At 36.7% G+C, this 15,399-nt stretch carries 11 protein-coding genes and 1 pseudogene; 2 read left to right on the top strand and 10 right to left on the bottom strand.

The window, feature by feature from the left end; genetic code table 11:
* Positions 1-307: 307 nt before the first annotated feature.
* From AB3H90_RS03985 to AB3H90_RS03955, 7 genes and pseudogenes are all read right to left on the bottom strand, one after another.
* Positions 308-1,429, bottom strand: a complete 1,122-nt coding sequence (locus AB3H90_RS03985; protein WP_368016229.1) for a glycerate kinase — start codon at positions 1,427-1,429, stop codon at positions 308-310.
* A 213-nt stretch (positions 1,430-1,642) separates the two neighbouring features.
* A pseudogene (locus AB3H90_RS03980) lies at positions 1,643-3,090 on the bottom strand (hypothetical protein).
* Positions 3,091-3,352: 262 nt separating this feature from the next.
* Positions 3,353-4,279, bottom strand: coding sequence for a glutaminase A (glsA, locus tag AB3H90_RS03975; RefSeq protein ID WP_034699759.1), 927 nt, complete (start codon positions 4,277-4,279; stop codon positions 3,353-3,355).
* A gap of 22 nt (positions 4,280-4,301) precedes the next feature.
* Positions 4,302-5,732, bottom strand: a complete 1,431-nt coding sequence (locus AB3H90_RS03970; protein WP_010719895.1) for an amino acid permease — start codon at positions 5,730-5,732, stop codon at positions 4,302-4,304.
* A 29-nt stretch (positions 5,733-5,761) separates the two neighbouring features.
* A complete protein-coding gene (locus AB3H90_RS03965; RefSeq protein WP_228196990.1) occupies positions 5,762-6,970 on the bottom strand; it encodes an ammonium transporter in 1,209 nt (402 codons plus the stop codon).
* A 403-nt stretch (positions 6,971-7,373) separates the two neighbouring features.
* On the bottom strand, positions 7,374-7,967 hold the full coding sequence (locus AB3H90_RS03960) for a YitT family protein (RefSeq protein ID WP_053765862.1): 594 nt from the start codon (positions 7,965-7,967) through the stop codon (positions 7,374-7,376).
* Between the two features lie 270 nt (positions 7,968-8,237).
* Positions 8,238-9,125, bottom strand: coding sequence for an oligosaccharide biosynthesis protein Alg14 (locus AB3H90_RS03955; protein WP_368016228.1), 888 nt, complete (start codon positions 9,123-9,125; stop codon positions 8,238-8,240).
* A gap of 348 nt (positions 9,126-9,473) precedes the next feature.
* Here AB3H90_RS03955 and AB3H90_RS03950 point away from each other — a divergent pair, with 348 nt between their 5' ends.
* Both AB3H90_RS03950 and AB3H90_RS03945 read left to right on the top strand, forming a co-directional pair.
* Positions 9,474-10,811 carry an amino acid permease gene (locus AB3H90_RS03950; protein ID WP_010719900.1) on the top strand — a complete coding sequence of 446 codons (1,338 nt, stop codon included), beginning with the start codon at positions 9,474-9,476 and terminating at the stop codon, positions 10,809-10,811.
* Positions 10,812-10,942: 131 nt separating this feature from the next.
* Positions 10,943-11,386, top strand: coding sequence for a DUF305 domain-containing protein (locus tag AB3H90_RS03945; RefSeq protein WP_368016227.1), 444 nt, complete (start codon positions 10,943-10,945; stop codon positions 11,384-11,386).
* 71 nt (positions 11,387-11,457) lie between these two features.
* On the opposite strand, the gene nhaC is transcribed toward AB3H90_RS03945, so the two are convergent.
* The 3 genes from nhaC to AB3H90_RS03930 all read right to left on the bottom strand — a co-directional run bounded on the left by nhaC (position 11,458) and on the right by AB3H90_RS03930 (position 15,389).
* A complete protein-coding gene (nhaC, locus tag AB3H90_RS03940) occupies positions 11,458-12,870 on the bottom strand; it encodes a Na+/H+ antiporter NhaC (protein WP_088774922.1) in 1,413 nt (470 codons plus the stop codon).
* A 372-nt stretch (positions 12,871-13,242) separates the two neighbouring features.
* On the bottom strand, positions 13,243-14,478 hold the full coding sequence (locus AB3H90_RS03935) for a M20 family metallopeptidase (protein WP_368016226.1): 1,236 nt from the start codon (positions 14,476-14,478) through the stop codon (positions 13,243-13,245).
* A 74-nt stretch (positions 14,479-14,552) separates the two neighbouring features.
* The gene (locus AB3H90_RS03930) at positions 14,553-15,389 is read right to left on the bottom strand and encodes a MetQ/NlpA family ABC transporter substrate-binding protein (RefSeq protein WP_010738329.1); all 837 of its coding nucleotides are present in this window, start codon (positions 15,387-15,389) and stop codon (positions 14,553-14,555) included.
* Positions 15,390-15,399: the final 10 nt, after the last annotated feature.

Below are 15,399 nucleotides of genomic sequence, written 5' to 3'. Positions count from 1 at the left end.
GGTCGCCAAAGAAGGGATACAAAAAGAGACCCCACCAATGAAAACTCGCCAATTCTGAAAATCTGCCTGCTATTTTTTATTGAGTAAGTGTTTTTCACATTAAATTCTGCGTGAGCAAGCTTCAACGGGCAATCGTTAGACCGTTTCTCTTCACTCAAACATCGTGATTAATGTAATTTATGCACTTTTCTCATTAATAAAATAGCCTTAATGCAGCTTTCAATCATTGACTTAGTTTTTCAATGGCAAGATCCCTCACTTCGTTTTATTTGTCATTAGGTTAACATAATTATTTTTAAACTGTCAACTAAGATAAATCATCTTCCACTAATCGGCTGAGATTATGTGTCATAATCGCTACTTTTTCGAGGGTTTCTTGACGATCTAAGGCTTTTTTCAATTCAATCGGTCCTAGCTGGATACTAAAAACACTTGGCAGAAATTCATCTAATCGTCCAAGATTTTTTTCGCGACTGCCACATAACGCAATAACTTTTTTCCCATGTTTCTTTGCCAGTTTAGCTACACCATATGGTACTTTCCCATTGATCGTCTGCTGATCGATTCGTCCCTCACCTGTGATCACGAGATCTGCTTGTTTGATGGCTTCTTCTAAACTAATCAGTTGAGCAACAAGTGAAAAACCAGAAACCATTTTACCACCGACAAGCAATAACGCTCCACCGATTCCACCAGCAGCCCCACTTCCAGAAACAGCATTTAAATCAATATTAGTCGTTTGTTTTATCTGTTCGGTTAAATTCGTTGCCTGTTTGTCAAGAAATGCTAAAGTTGTTTTTGTACCACCTTTTTGCTTACCGTAAATTTGAGCTGCTCCTTGTGGGCCACTGTAAAAACTTGTCACATCAGCAGCAACTAGCAATTGAACCTTTTTGAATTTTTCACGGCTTTTGCCCCACTCGATTCGTTTCGTCGTCAGCAGTGGATTTCCCTCTGTAGCCCCAACTAACTTGGCTCCCAGCGACTGCAACAGACCTAAGCCACCATCTGAACAGCCACTCCCACCTAATGTGACAATCACCTGATCAACCTCTTGTGTCAAAGCATCTTTCAAAAGTTCTCCCAAGCCAAAGCTAGAAGCTGATCGAATCGTTTGATCAGTTGGCTCCTTTAATAAATCAAGACCGATTACTTCAGTTGATTCAATCACTGCCAGGCGTTTTCCCGCATAAACCGTGAGTAAATATCTGCAACTCACTTTTCGAAAAAGCAGATCTACCCCTTCGATTACCCGCCATTGACCACCTAAAGCATGATAGATTGCCTCTGCTGTTCCTTCTCCTCCATCAGCAATCGGGCGATTGATTTTTTCTCCTTTTTTTGAAAACCAGCCGTTCAAAGCTGCTTGATTTAATTCAAACGATGAGGCACTTCCTTTAAATGAATCAATGGCTGCTAAGATCGTCATTGTCGTTCCTCCTCTGTACGTTGCTCTCATTACTAGTAAGACATGTTTCTCTTTTTTTGACAACCAATACAAGTTGAAAATTTGCAAAAAACAATACTCGGATTGAACTTAGAAACCATTGATGTTGTTTTCTAAAAACAGAAAAGTGACGTTCAAGAATTCACTTCCTTCTTGAACGCCCACTTTCGATTATTGCTATTTGATTCTTGCTGTTTATAAGTGCTTTTTATTTGAAACAACCGACCATGTGGTATTAAGATGCTCATATTTCCTGTTCAAAGAAATTGGTATCACCCTCGTGTGTTCAGTGTCGAATCCACATTGATATACAGTATAATCACAATACACGATTCTGTGCGTAAAATACAAGCATTCATCTGGTAATTCTTCTAACGAATGATAAATCATTGGATTCAGTTCAGTATATTCATTCATTTCGGACATGAGTAGTTCACGATAAAAAATTTGCTTTACAACACTAGGAGCCACAATGAAAATTTCAGTAGGTTGTTCTTCTTTTTCGTCTGTAATCAAGGTCATACTTTTAACAAATTTTCTAATCAAGTTGTGATTCCATCTTACTTTTGGATAGTATGCTTCCTTCCAATCATTGAGAATAACTATGATATCCTCATACAGTTTTTTTCTGCAGTAGTTAATAAATAGATTTGATCAGGGAGAAATACTTGACCATCTGCCCAGATCGTACGAATAAACTGTAAAAATGATTTTTTTAAAATAAAATCATTTTTACAATTTTTGTCAATTCTAGTTACAATTTTTTCGATTAGCTCATGGAGACAAGGCGTGTTTTCAATGAAACTGGTATAAACAACTTCAAAATCTTTTTTCAATAATTCCATATTTTCGTTCGTATAATTTCGTGTGTTAAATAACGAAAAAATATAATACACGTCTTCTTCTTGTATATCTAAATATTCTTTTTGTTCAGCTAATCCTTGGCTAACAATATGAAATAAAGGCTTTTTTTCAGCTGACTTTTTATCTTCTTCATCAAAATAAAGAGGGTATTCTTTACGTCCAATCGCTATTTCAATTCCTCGAACAATCAAAAATCTATCTTCCTCAGAATATCTTCGTTTGAAAAAATGTGTTTCGACAAAATCAATCAATTGGTGACAAGCATCTATTACTTGATGATTTTTATTTTCATACCCTTCCCAATTAATGTATCTCACTAAGGAAAGTAAAAGATTTCGCACGTCAAATTCAGGAATGATAATTTGTTTATTTCTTAAATAGGAATTAGCTTTAAAGAAATCTAAGACTGTCTTTTTGATCGTATAAACTTTACTTAAAGAGATAAACTCAAGATCTGATAATTCCGTACTAGTGAATTGCCCTCTAAAATAATAACTTAAAAATTTTAAAAAATACGATTGTCCATATAAAAACTGTGTTAATTCTGATAATTCAATACCATGTTTAAATATGACTCTATAGATATGCTTTTCTCGCTTAATGTCTTCGATACAATATTCTAAACATTCGGTGATACTTTCAAGATCGTGTAACACAGTAGGCATTGTCACACCTAACATTTTGGCAATATATTCGATATCTATTTCTTGAAATTCAAATAATTGCTCACAAAGATAGACTTTTCTCGAAATATTCCGCTCAATGTAATTTTCCAACATGCCTTTTTCGCTCCTCTAATTTATATATATACTTATTTAAACATATTACTTAAAACCCATTTTTTTTATTTCCTTAAAAGGAAAACGTTTACAAAAACAAAATAAAAAAGTCTGAGCTGGGAAAAAGCTTCTTCCCAGCCCGAACAAACCAATCATTAACTATAAATAAATGACAGTGAAGCATTTTTTGCATCGAGTAAAAAAGATTCAACTAAGGAGGAATCTGTCTTTCATCATTCTGCTTAATACTTTCTCGCTAATTTTAGTCAAAGATATCAACATCGAGTTTTTCGACAACATCTTTTAAAAGTTGGATTCCAGCTGCGCTATTACCAAAAGCATCTAATGCTGGGCTGAAAACACCCATGCCATAATAATTAGGAACAGCTACCATTAGGCCCCCACCGACACCACTTTTAGCTGGAACACCGACATGAACAGAAAATTCCCCTGATTCATCGTACAATCCTGCAGTTGTCATAATTGATTTGACAATCGTTGCGCTTTCTTCTGTAATGATTTGTTGTCCACTCCAAGGAGCAATACCTTTATTCGCTAAGACAGCGCCTAACTTGGCAATCCCTTTAGCAGTCACATTTACTGAACATTGTTTAAAATACACATCGAGGATTTCTGATACATCTCCGTCGATCATTTGATTACCTTTCATGTAATAAGCCAAGGAGCGATTAATATCCCCAGTTCTTGATTCAGAACGATAGATTTCTTCGTTCAATGTAATTTGAGGATCATCACAAATTTCTTTCATAAAAGCTAAAATACGATTGAATTTGTCCTCTGGATCTTTTCCGGCAATCAAAGAAGTGGTTGCAATCGCACCAGCATTCACAAATGGATTCATTGGATGATGACGATGATTGAGTTCCATATTCAAAATCGAGTTAAAAGCAAAACCTGTTGGTTCTGTATTGATCGTTTGAAAGACTTTATCGATGCCATTATCTTGGATGGCTAATAATAATACGGGTACTTTTGACATGCTTTCAATCGCAAAACGAACTTGCGAATCACCCGCTTCGATTAATTGATTTTTCTTCAAATCATAAATTGCCATTCCTAATTGTTCCGGATTTACTTGCGCAAGCGCTGGGATATAATCTGCTACATGTCCTGTTTGATAGTAGTGGAAATTTTTCCCAATCAATTGTTCTAATTCTTTGACATCCATTTTAATAACCAGCTTTCAATTTTTATTTATTATTTGCATGTTGAAATTTATGACGATATGCATAAATCGTAAAAGGAATAACTGCAACAATGAGATATGAAATGACTAAAATCGTTTCATAGATTCCATGTTGGCCTGCAGCAATACTTGAAGGTGGTACAAAAGAAATACAAAAAGCAAATAGTGAAGTCAATAATCCTAAACAAGCGACAATGGTTTTGACAACTTTTCCACCTGGCACTTGATAAGCCCGTTCTAATGAATCATCTTTGTAAACTAATTTTAAATAGCCAATAAAAAACATAAAATACAGCATCAAATAGATAACTACTGTTAGTGACATAGCTGCAAGGAAGGATAAATTATTTCCGCCACCACTTAATGTAAAGACAGTTGCCCAAATGGATGCAACGATCCCATTAGCAATCATTAAGTTTGCCGGTACACCATAAGCATTTTCTTTCGCAAAATGTGCGGGTAATAAACCTTCTTCGGCAGCCACATGCAAGGCTTTAGATGGTGAAGTGACCCATGATGCAATTTCTCCAATAACCCCTAAGCACACTAAGATAGCAAGAATTTTTGCAATCCAAGCAAGACTGGGATCAATGTGTCGCAATAAAAATTCAAGAGATTGAATAACCCCTGTATTGAGTGATAATCCTTGTTGAGGAACAGTTGTTGCCACTGTCAATCCACCAAACGTATCCAAAATAATCGCTAATATAACTAATACGAACATCGCTAGTGGATAATTCTTTTTAGGATTTTCCATTTCATTTGCATGACTAGCAGAGGTTTCTACCCCCATATACGCTAAAATAAATGAAACAAAAACGACTAATGTTGGTAATTTTGAGAAATCAGGTATCAATGTTTTCATTGATAGTGTCGTTTGTAAGGGTGCGCCAGAAGCCACATAGTGGATACCTAATCCGAATAGAACTAGTGCTGGTAACAAGATCCCTGCAATAAACCCGATCCGAGCAATCAATGAAGTATATTTTGTCCCTCTTAATTGAGACAATAAAATAGCCCAAAAAATAATTAAAAGAATCGCTAATTTCAAAAACTTATTATTTTGAATCGCAGAGATTCCTGTTGCATAAGATAATGCTCCTGTCAGGAAATACAGCATCGTTAAGTAACCAACTGTGATTTCAAACCATTGGAAAAAGATAGCAGCAAATCCAAATCTTTTACCTAGCGTGCGACTTACCCAAGTGTAGACACCGCCTTTTTCCCAGCCTTTAACAGTTGCCATTTCAGCCGCGCATAATGCTACCGGAATAAACCATAACAAACCGCCTAACAACAGGAAGAAAACCAAACTAAAGCCCGATGTCGCAAATGTTGGGTACTCATAAAGTGAAACAACCATTGAGATCGTCATGGCTAAAAAGCCAAAAAATGTTAATTTCTTCGCAGGAATTTTCGCTTTGCTTTCTTGCATGAAACTTCCTCTTTTCTACTATATTTAATTTATTTATTTTCAAAAAACGTGAAATCTAATCCTTCTTCTTGTTCTTCTTTCGTCGTCGTGATGATCGTTAGACACATGATGCTCTTTAAGATACCTGCTGTGAGCGCATAAGCGTATAAGGCAACTAGACAAACACCGATGATTTGAACACCTAATAGGAACCAGCTGTGTGAATCAGAGAGCAAATGAGCATTTGTAGCAAAAAGCCCAATTAAGATGGTTCCAGTAAAACCACCCATGCCATGTACACCCCATACATCAAGTGCATCATCCCAATTTTTCTTCTTACGAAATGCAACAGCATACTGACAAACAATTCCGGCAATGATTCCGATTATGATGGCACTTCTTGGATTAATATAGCCTGCACACGGTGTAACTGTTGCAAGTCCAGCGACAGAACCAGTTAAAATGTCGACAAAATCAAAACCATTCCCTCTGATTTTCGCTAAGATCAACCACGTCATCATCGCAAATGCCAACGCAACAAAAGTTGAACCAAAAGCATTGACCGCTTGGTAATCTGCTCGGAGTGCCCCTCCAGCATTAAATCCAAACCAGCCAAACCAAAGAAGACCTGTTCCAATAGCTGCTGCCATCAAACTACTATGTCCTGATCGTTTAGAAGCAGGAATCTTTCTTTGTCCAAGTGTCAAAATACATGCCAACGAGCCGAAACCTGCAGTTGTATGGATGACAGCACCACCAGCAAAATCTCGGAAGCCTAATTGTGCTAAAAATCCGCCTCCCCATATCCAGTGACAAACAGGGAAATAAATCAGAAGATTCCAAAAAATCAAAAGCAAAACATAACCTTTAAGATTCAATCTTCCAGCAAAGGCCCCCGTCATCAATGGAACGGTGATTACGATGAACATCAATTGATATAAAAAGAACATCAAAAAAGGAATCGTTGCTCCATGTAATAAATTAGGTGCGTTAGAGACATGCTTCATTAAAAAAAAGTCAGCTGGATTACCAATTAGTCCACCGATATCTCTACCGAAAGCTAATCCAAAACCACCAAATATCCACATCAAAGTTGTTATTCCTACTGAAAGAAACGACTGTGCCATAATGGTTGTTATGTTATTTTTCCGTGCCAGCCCGCCATAAAAAAATGCCAAGCCAGGAGTCATCAAGCAAACCATTGCGGTACATAAAATCATAAATGCTGTATCACCTGTATTGATAGGTAAATGATTCATTCGTTTTCACCTCTTTTCTATGGTTTGAGTATAAGAAATTTTAACATCTGTTTTTTGTTTATCTTTTTGCGTTTTGTATCGTCAAATCCGAAATAAACTAAAATATTGGTCTAATTACTTCTTAAAAGTCTTACCTTATTTAATATGTATCCGTTTTTTTAATCACTTTATCTAGCTGTCTGATGGATTTCCAGAGAAAATTCGCACAAAAATAATGCTGTTTTTTGTTTTTTTATTTTGTTATCGTTCAACTTTTTGAACAAAAATAAACTTTCTCTTTATTTTTTTCATTAAACTGAATCATTAGTAAACAAAACAAAAAAGAGTCTGGATATCAATCCGACTCTTTCTATGTAATAGATATATAAATGGTGTTCGATTCGCACAAAATTGCTTCACACGTTTAAATTCTATTCAATTGCTTTAGTGTTAATCCAAAGATTGGTCCAATCGCTAGTACACATAGAAGTGTTCCGATACCAATAGGGGCACCTAATAATACGCCTACAACTACCATTAGTGCATCTAAACCGATCCGAATAAAAGTTAAACTGAATCCCGTAAATTTATAAAGCAATTGAGTCAGTGCTTCTAGTGCGGCAGATCCTTTATTTGAAGAAACATATAATCCCGCTCCAACCCCAAATAAAATAGGAGCTAAAAGAACTGCCATGATCGAATAGCCAGTCATGTTAACTGAAAGTTTATTTAGCCATGGTTCAATCTGTCCAATCAGTAATCCCAATCCAAAACCATTAATTAAACTACCGATCCCTAATTCTTTTCGATTGAAGATAGCAACGATTCCTAACACTACTGCATTAAACAACAAACTAGCTACCCAAAAGGGAATATCGATCAACGTCAACATTCCTAATAAAAAAACACTGATCGTATCTGCGCCTTTATGTGCAGTGATCAATAATGTGATCGCTAATGCAATCATACTGGTTCCTAAAATCACTTGTATTATTTTTTTTCGTTCTAATCTATTCATTTTTCCTCCATCAAACCAAAAGATCCGCTTGTTGAACAATCAGATATTAAACAAATGACGATACATTTATCATATCTGATACGCCAACTAAACCTATGGAGCCTATTTTACTATTAAACAGGAAGAAATAACTATCAACTATTACGGCTACCACTGAAATAATTAACGTAAAAGGAAGCGATTTATCTGGTATAATGAGAAAAGGTTTACATCGTTAAAAGAACGACTGTTTTTCTAAAAAATTTTTCCAGCTTTTTCACCCATACATTCTTAATCTTCTTTATGATACTCATATTTTTCAAAGTCTACTTTATCTAGCCATAAGAACCTTTGAGCCCAATTATTGACATCAAAAAAGTTTAAAATGTTCGGATCAACTGGCTGAAAAGGTGAATGCAGGAATTCCGGCAATTCATCCAAATTTCGTTCCTGAAGTAAAAAGATATTTTGAGGATTATAAAAATAGTAGCTTTTAATTGCTTCATTGTCAGTCACTAACTTTTTCTCAAAAAAACTAGATTCAAAAGTTCGTAAAGTGACTCCTTTTTGTCCTGCTCTCATGAGTTCTAAAATTCCTTGTGATTGTGCGGTCAATGCTAAATAATCTGCGTAAGAAAGATAATTCGCCTGCTCATTTCCTCGTGAAGGTAAAATATAATAATTGGTTGTAAGTCCACGCTGTTCAAATTCCTTGCGATAGCTCTCTGCTAGCTCCTTACGACCATTATCAGTGGCACCAAAAAACAAATCAGAAGTGACTTTCACCTGAGGAATCTTCATCTTTTTAGAATAAAATGAACTATTGTGGCGTAATCCAAGTTTTTGCGCCTCTATCCGGTCAAAATGGTATATTTCATCGACGGCCGATTCGTTTTGTGCTTGTTGAAGCATTCGAAAGTGTTCCTCTTCTTTCAAATGATTCCAAAAGTATAAAACGATTTTAGCTGTTGTATAAGGGCGGATCTTCGCAGCTATTTCCGTTTCGAATCCATAATCTAAAAAAACGATCAATTCATATTCTTTCAATTTGGGGTGAAAAAAATTAAAATACACTGGATCTAATAAATCTTTTCCCGAAATGACATCTAATGAATCAATCGAGGGTAAAAAATACAACGCTTTATCTTTTGCAACCAATAAGATAGGCAATTTTGACATTCTGGTTTCCTCACTTTCCTATGACCATTATGGTTCATTTGATTAATTCAATAGTAACATGAAAATTAGTGATTTTTTGCTATCATAATTTCTTCCCTTAGGAAAAGACAAACAAAACGCTCTCTTATTAGGGTTTGCTCCTACTATCAAGTTTTACGCTTACATAGGAAATTTATGACAAACATATGATGTTTTCATTAAAGTAGAAATTTTTATTTACAGAATTGTTGAAATTGTCAGATAATTTGCTATGATATAAAAAGTTATTTTTCTACTTAATATAGTTATCAATCATTTGACTGCGATTGTTTCGTCGTCAATAGTTTAGTCTTAGAAAAGGGGTTGCTTATGGAGAAAACTGAAACAAACAAACTAAAAAAACAACTAAGTTCCAGACACATCACGATGCTAGCACTGGGGGGTGCTATTGGTGCGGGACTATTTAAAGGAAGTGGCGAAGCTATTGGGATTGCCGGTCCTGGTGTCTTGATTGCTTTTTTGATTGGTGGGGCTGTTTTATTCATCGTAATGAATGGTCTTGGTAAATTAGTTTTAGATGACGGGGATACCCAGCATGGATTATCGGGGCTTGTTCGACCTTTTTTAGGTGCCCATTCTGCTGACTTTATCGACTGGGTTTACTATTCATTATGGACGATCAATATTATTGCCGAAGCTGTAGCGGCAGCATCCTTCTTACAATTATGGTTTCCAACGATTCCACCTTGGACCTTTGTCTTAATTCTAGCCGTGTTGACAACGTTGATTAATTTATATTCTGTGCGGTTATTTGCTGAAACTGAGTATTGGTTGGCATTTGCTAAAATCAGCGTAATCATATTGTTGATTATCTTCGGGATATACCTGGTAGGTCATCAAATGTTTGACATTGGGGTCTTTCCTACACTAAACAGTATTACGGATCATGGTGGCTTTGCCCCTCATGGTATGAAAGGAATCGTCAACTCGCTACTCGTAGTTATATATTCTTATGGTGGTTCAGAATTGATTGCGATCACAGTAAGTGAAGCCGACAATCCCAAAAAAGCGATTCCTAAGGCAATTCGTGGAGTAATGGGACGAATCATTTCATTTTATATCATTCCATTGTTCTTGTTGTTAATCATTTTCCCTTGGGATACCTTGGCAAACTCATCTGCTAGCCCATTTGTGATGGTATTTGAAAAAATGCATATTCCATTTGCCGCTGATCTTGTAAACTTTGTGATCATCTTAGCGCTCTTTTCTTCCATCAACTCAGGTGTATATGCTTCTTCACGTTTGCTGTATTTCCGTTTAAAAGACAAAAAAGGTGCAGCAAAAAAACTATCTGTTTTAAATAAACACCATGTTCCACAACGTTCCGTATTATTTTGCGCAAGTGTTTTATATTTAGGCGTTGTTCTTTCTTACTTTGTTGGTGACAAACTATTTGGCTATTTGGCTGGTTCTCTTTCCTACACTGTCTTAGTCATCTGGCTTATGATCAGTATTGCAGCCTTTATCCTTGCATTAAAGAAAGGTTCTCTTTTTGAAAAAGGGGTAAACTTATTAGCAATCGTAGTTTTAGGATTGATCTTTGTGGGAATCTTCTTCACTAATTCAATTGGTGTGACATTATTGACTGCCCTTCTTTACTTGGTAATTTTCTTTAGCTACCGCAAGAAAAATGATATCTTTGCTTAAAAGCCCTATAAATAGCTTGAGTTCCTTAAGCCAAAAACAAGCAACTAAGTTGTACCAAACAATTTAGTTGCTTGTTTTTTTGTAAGCTGAGAAGATAAAAGTTGGGGAAAAAATAAAAGGAGTGTTTTTAAATGAAAAAGTATTGGAAATTTTTATTAATGATTGGGGTATCGACCGTCATCATGTTTGGTATGATGTATTTGAATGTCTACTCGATCGATCATCTTTTCTTTAGTCGTACACGGGTGTTCATGGCAATGATGATGGGCGCTGTAATGGCGATCATCATGCTCTTATTTATGTGGAAAATGTATGAGAATAAAACATTGAACAAAATCATTTTAGGGGTAAGTGTCTTAGTATTTGCCGGTTCTTTGTTTATGGTCCGTAGTCAAACAACAGTCAGTGATGTCGCTTGGATGAAAGCCATGATCCCTCATCATTCGATTGCTATTTTAACCAGTAAACGTGCCAATTTGAAAGATCCTGAAGTCAAGAAATTAGCAAACGACATCATCGAAGCGCAAGAAAAAGAAATCGAACAAATGAAGAAGTTGATTGAAGAACAAAAATAAGTATATCGTAAAAAAAAACGCCCGAAACATTGCTGTTTTGAGCGTTTTTTTGATTCAAATATTCCGAGAGTTTATTCGTTTGTATCGATACCAAGCGTTCCATTCGGCTTTTCGTCTATTTTTTCGATCCCTAATCCAGTAAAGGCGCTAACCATTGAAAAAACTGGTGAGAGTAAACTGAAAAAGACAAATGGTAAGTATGTGAGGGTTGGAATCCCAAAGGTACTAGCTACAAAGCTGCCCGCAATTCCCCAAGGTACAAGGTAATTGATCACTGTGCCACCATCTTCTAACGTTCTACCTAGAACAGTTGGGTCAAACCCAGCTTTCTGGTAAGTTTCTTTGAACGCATTCCCAGGTAAGATAACTGATAAAAATTGTTCTCCAATAAAGAGATTGACACCAATACTTGTCATCAATGTGGTGAAAATCAATTTTGGTGTATTGGTCATTTTCTTAGAAACGACATCCATAACAGTTGAAATCAAACCGAATTCAATGAGTAATCCACCAAGTGATAATGTTAAAATGATCAAAGAAACAGTTGGCATCATACTTTCGATCCCACCACGACTAAGTAATGAATCAATTTGTTGATTGCCAGTAGTTGCAACGAATCCAGATTCAATCACTGTCGCTAAACCACTAAGAGAAGTTTGCGGATTCTGAATAAAGATCATCCCCACCGCCACAGCTATATTTAATAGAATAGTCAAGATAGCTGGTACTTTTTTCCAAGCACATAATAACATTAAGAACAAGGGAATCAACGACCAAAAAGAAATTGTAAAGTTTGCTTCCAGAATATCAGTGACTTCTCGGATAGCCGTTAGACTAGTTTCTCTATTTGTGTGTCCAAGAACCATGAACAAAAAGAAGGAAACGACAAAAGCTGGAACCGTAGACCACATCATATGTTTGATGTGCTTGAATAAATCGGCATCAACGATTGCTGCGGCTAGATTGGTTGACTCTGACAAAGGAGACATTTTATCTCCAAAAACAGCACCTGAAACAATTGATCCCACGACTAACGCTGGATTAATTCCTAATGTCGTACCAATACCGAAAAATGCGATCCCAATCGTTGACATGACAGTAAAAGCACTCCCTACTGCACTACCGACGATAGCACAAACAACAAATACAGAAGGAACAAACCACTTGACACTTATCAATTTAAAACCAATAACCATAAGTGTCGGGATAATTCCTGCTTGGATCCACACCGCAATCAGTGCGCCGACTAATATAAAGATAAAAATCGGAATGATTCCCGGTTTGATTCCATTGATAATTCCTTCATGTAACCACTCTGTTGGGTATCTTTTCACTACAGCGTAAAGCATGATCATTCCAATTGCTGCTAAGATCGTAATGTTTGGTGATAATTTTAATCCGACAACCCCAATTGCTATACTTGCCACAATCACCAATAAGACAAATACAGCTTCTTTAAAACTCGGTTTTCCTTTTTTCTTCATAATCATTCTCCTTTTTTAGTTAATCGAAGTACTAAAAAAGAATAGATATCGAATGACTCCGCCACAATTCATGGGCATTTCCCCCTCTAATCAAACAAAAAGAACTATTTTCAACTAAGGACGAATGACTCCGCGGTACCACCTTAATTAAAAACAGTTCTGTTTTTCACTTTGATTTAACTATTTAGTTTTTATTCCTTTTCATGTAATTCGACATTTCGGCTTGATCGGTTCGCAGCTACCACCGACTTTCTGAACAAAACACCTGAAACGCTACTATGTGAAAAGTTGACTTTCATGAAGTTTACCTTCTGCGAGATTTTTTGTCAATACAAAATGACTATTTTTTTCAAATCATAAATCATTATTTATTTAAAAAGTCGAACCAGTTAATTGACTTTTTTCTAAAAGTTGTTGGTGTTCTTCCTGAATCTTTGTCAATAAAGCTGGTTGTTCGAATAAATCTAAAGCGGTAGCCGCTAATAGTTCTGCTGCAATGGCGATCGATGCCAACCCTTTTTCACTTTTTGCGGCTGCTTTAAACTCTTCCGAATGTCCAGCGATATACTCATCTGAAATCGAAATAGTTGGTTGAATCGTCGGAATCACTTGACTGACATTCCCTACATCAGAGGATCCTAAGCTGGTCTTTTCTGTTACATCGATTTCCGTTTCTGGAACTCCAGCTGCTTTTGCATTTGTAAAAAACAACTCATCGAAAGAAGGTGTCGGAATCATATGATCTACCGCATTTTGAAACAAACCAAATTCATAGCTTGTGCCCGTACTCAACGCAGCCCCTTTCACGATTTGTTCCACTTTTTTAAAGACTATATCTAACGTTTGGCGATTGCCAGCACGTAAATAAAAACGTCCTGCAGCATATTCAGGGATGACGTTAGCAGCAACTCCGCCGTTAGTGATGATCCCATGGATATTGACATCTTTAGGTAATTGTAAGCGTAGTGCGTTGATACCATTAAAAACTTGGATCAGTGCTTCTAATGCATTTACTCCCTTTTCGGGTGCTGCAGCAGCGTGAGAAGCAACTCCATAAAATTTGATATCAACTGGATCATTAGCTAGCGATTCGGTTGTTTTTCCGTAACGGTAAGCTGGATGAGCACATAAAGCAGCCGCCACATCGTCAAATAATCCCTCACGAACAAAGCTCCCTTTCGCTGAACCATTCTCTCCTCCTTCTTCCCCTGGTGTTCCATACACTCGGATCTCACCACCAATTTCGTCAATTTGTTTCTTAATGATACTCGCGGCTAATACGGAATACGTTCCAAAAAGATTATGTCCACACGCATGTCCAATTCCAGGAAGTGCATCAAATTCAGCTAAAAATGCAATCGTCGGACCTGGTTTATCTGAGCGATAGCTAGCAGCAAATCCTGTACGGTGTCCAGCGACCTCCTTTTCAACTGTAAAGCCTTCTTTTTCTAACTGGCGAATCAATGCAGCAGATGAATAAAATTCGTAATTGCTCACTTCTGGATGTTGATGGATATCCAAGGCAAGTGCTTGATATTCTGGTAATCTTTCTTGGATCGCTTCTTTCAATAAACTGGATCGATTCGTTGAAATAGTTGATGTAGTCATAAAAAAATTCCTCCTTGTATGCTGGCTTCCGATAAAAATTTCTAGTTCATTTGAGCTGTACTTTCTGATGATGCTCATTTACGACCAAAGGTTTTCCATGCTGGAACACTCGAACCTTTTGACGTTTCTTCAATGACTTTAGCAGTTGCTTCAGTTTGATAAGTATCAACGATTTTTTGATACGTACGGTTTGTTTCATCTTCTTTTCGGGCAACAATGATGTTGACATAAGGGCGGGCACGATCATCCACTGGTTCTAAGAAAATTGCATCTTTCGTTGGTGTGAACCCTGCATCGACTGCTACCCCACTATTGATGACCGAAAGACTCACATCGTTTAGCGCACGTGCTGTTTGCGAAGCATCCAATTCTGTGAGCTTAAGTTTTTTATCGTTTTCTGTCACATCAGAAATCGTCGGAGTCTGTCCTTTCGATGGATCAACTTTGATCAGCCCCGCTGATTGAAGAAGAAGTAAAGCGCGTCCCCCATTGGTTACATCATTAGGGATGGCTACTTTTGCACCTTCTTTTACTTCCTCAATCTTTTTGATCGTATTGGAATAGATTCCTAATGGGGCATTTACGGTGTTTCCGATTGAAACTAGATTTGTGCCATGTTCTTCATTATAGTTATCTAAAAAGAACTGGTGTTGAAAGGCATTCAAATCAATTGAGCCATCAGCTAAGGCCGCATTTGGTTGATTATAATCGGTAAACTTTACATATTCTAATTCAATATTCTCCTTTTTTAGACGTGCTTTTACATCGTCCCAAACATCTGTATCTTCACCAATCACCCCTAATTTGACAGTTGTTTCTTTTGTTTTTGTATCTGCCTTTCCTTGACTACAGCCTGCCAACCAAAATAATGCGACGAATGTCACTACAGCAAATCGAATCACTTTTTTCATTTTTTCTCCT

The organism is Enterococcus sp. C63 (assembly GCF_040887215.1).
Taxonomy (GTDB): domain Bacteria; phylum Bacillota; class Bacilli; order Lactobacillales; family Enterococcaceae; genus Enterococcus_B; species Enterococcus_B hirae.
Note: the sequence above shows the minus strand (reverse complement) of the source record. Positions and strands in the feature narration are given on the sequence as shown.

Bases quoted from the DNA above. Each gene is read 5' to 3' on its own strand.
- AB3H90_RS03950 (WP_010719900.1), top strand. From the start codon at position 9,474: ATGGAGAAAACTGAAACAAACAAACTAAAAAAACAACTAAGTTCCAGA.
- AB3H90_RS03970 (WP_010719895.1), bottom strand. From the start codon at position 5,732: ATGCAAGAAAGCAAAGCGAAAATTCCTGCGAAGAAATTAACATTTTTT.
- AB3H90_RS03930 (WP_010738329.1), bottom strand. From the start codon at position 15,389: ATGAAAAAAGTGATTCGATTTGCTGTAGTGACATTCGTCGCATTATTT.
- nhaC (WP_088774922.1), bottom strand. From the start codon at position 12,870: ATGAAGAAAAAAGGAAAACCGAGTTTTAAAGAAGCTGTATTTGTCTTA.
- AB3H90_RS03955 (WP_368016228.1), bottom strand. From the start codon at position 9,125: ATGTCAAAATTGCCTATCTTATTGGTTGCAAAAGATAAAGCGTTGTAT.
- AB3H90_RS03935 (WP_368016226.1), bottom strand. From the start codon at position 14,478: ATGACTACATCAACTATTTCAACGAATCGATCCAGTTTATTGAAAGAA.
- AB3H90_RS03945 (WP_368016227.1), top strand. From the start codon at position 10,943: ATGAAAAAGTATTGGAAATTTTTATTAATGATTGGGGTATCGACCGTC.
- glsA (WP_034699759.1), bottom strand. From the start codon at position 4,279: ATGGATGTCAAAGAATTAGAACAATTGATTGGGAAAAATTTCCACTAC.
- AB3H90_RS03960 (WP_053765862.1), bottom strand. From the start codon at position 7,967: ATGAATAGATTAGAACGAAAAAAAATAATACAAGTGATTTTAGGAACC.
- AB3H90_RS03985 (WP_368016229.1), bottom strand. From the start codon at position 1,429: ATGACGATCTTAGCAGCCATTGATTCATTTAAAGGAAGTGCCTCATCG.
- AB3H90_RS03965 (WP_228196990.1), bottom strand. From the start codon at position 6,970: ATGAATCATTTACCTATCAATACAGGTGATACAGCATTTATGATTTTA.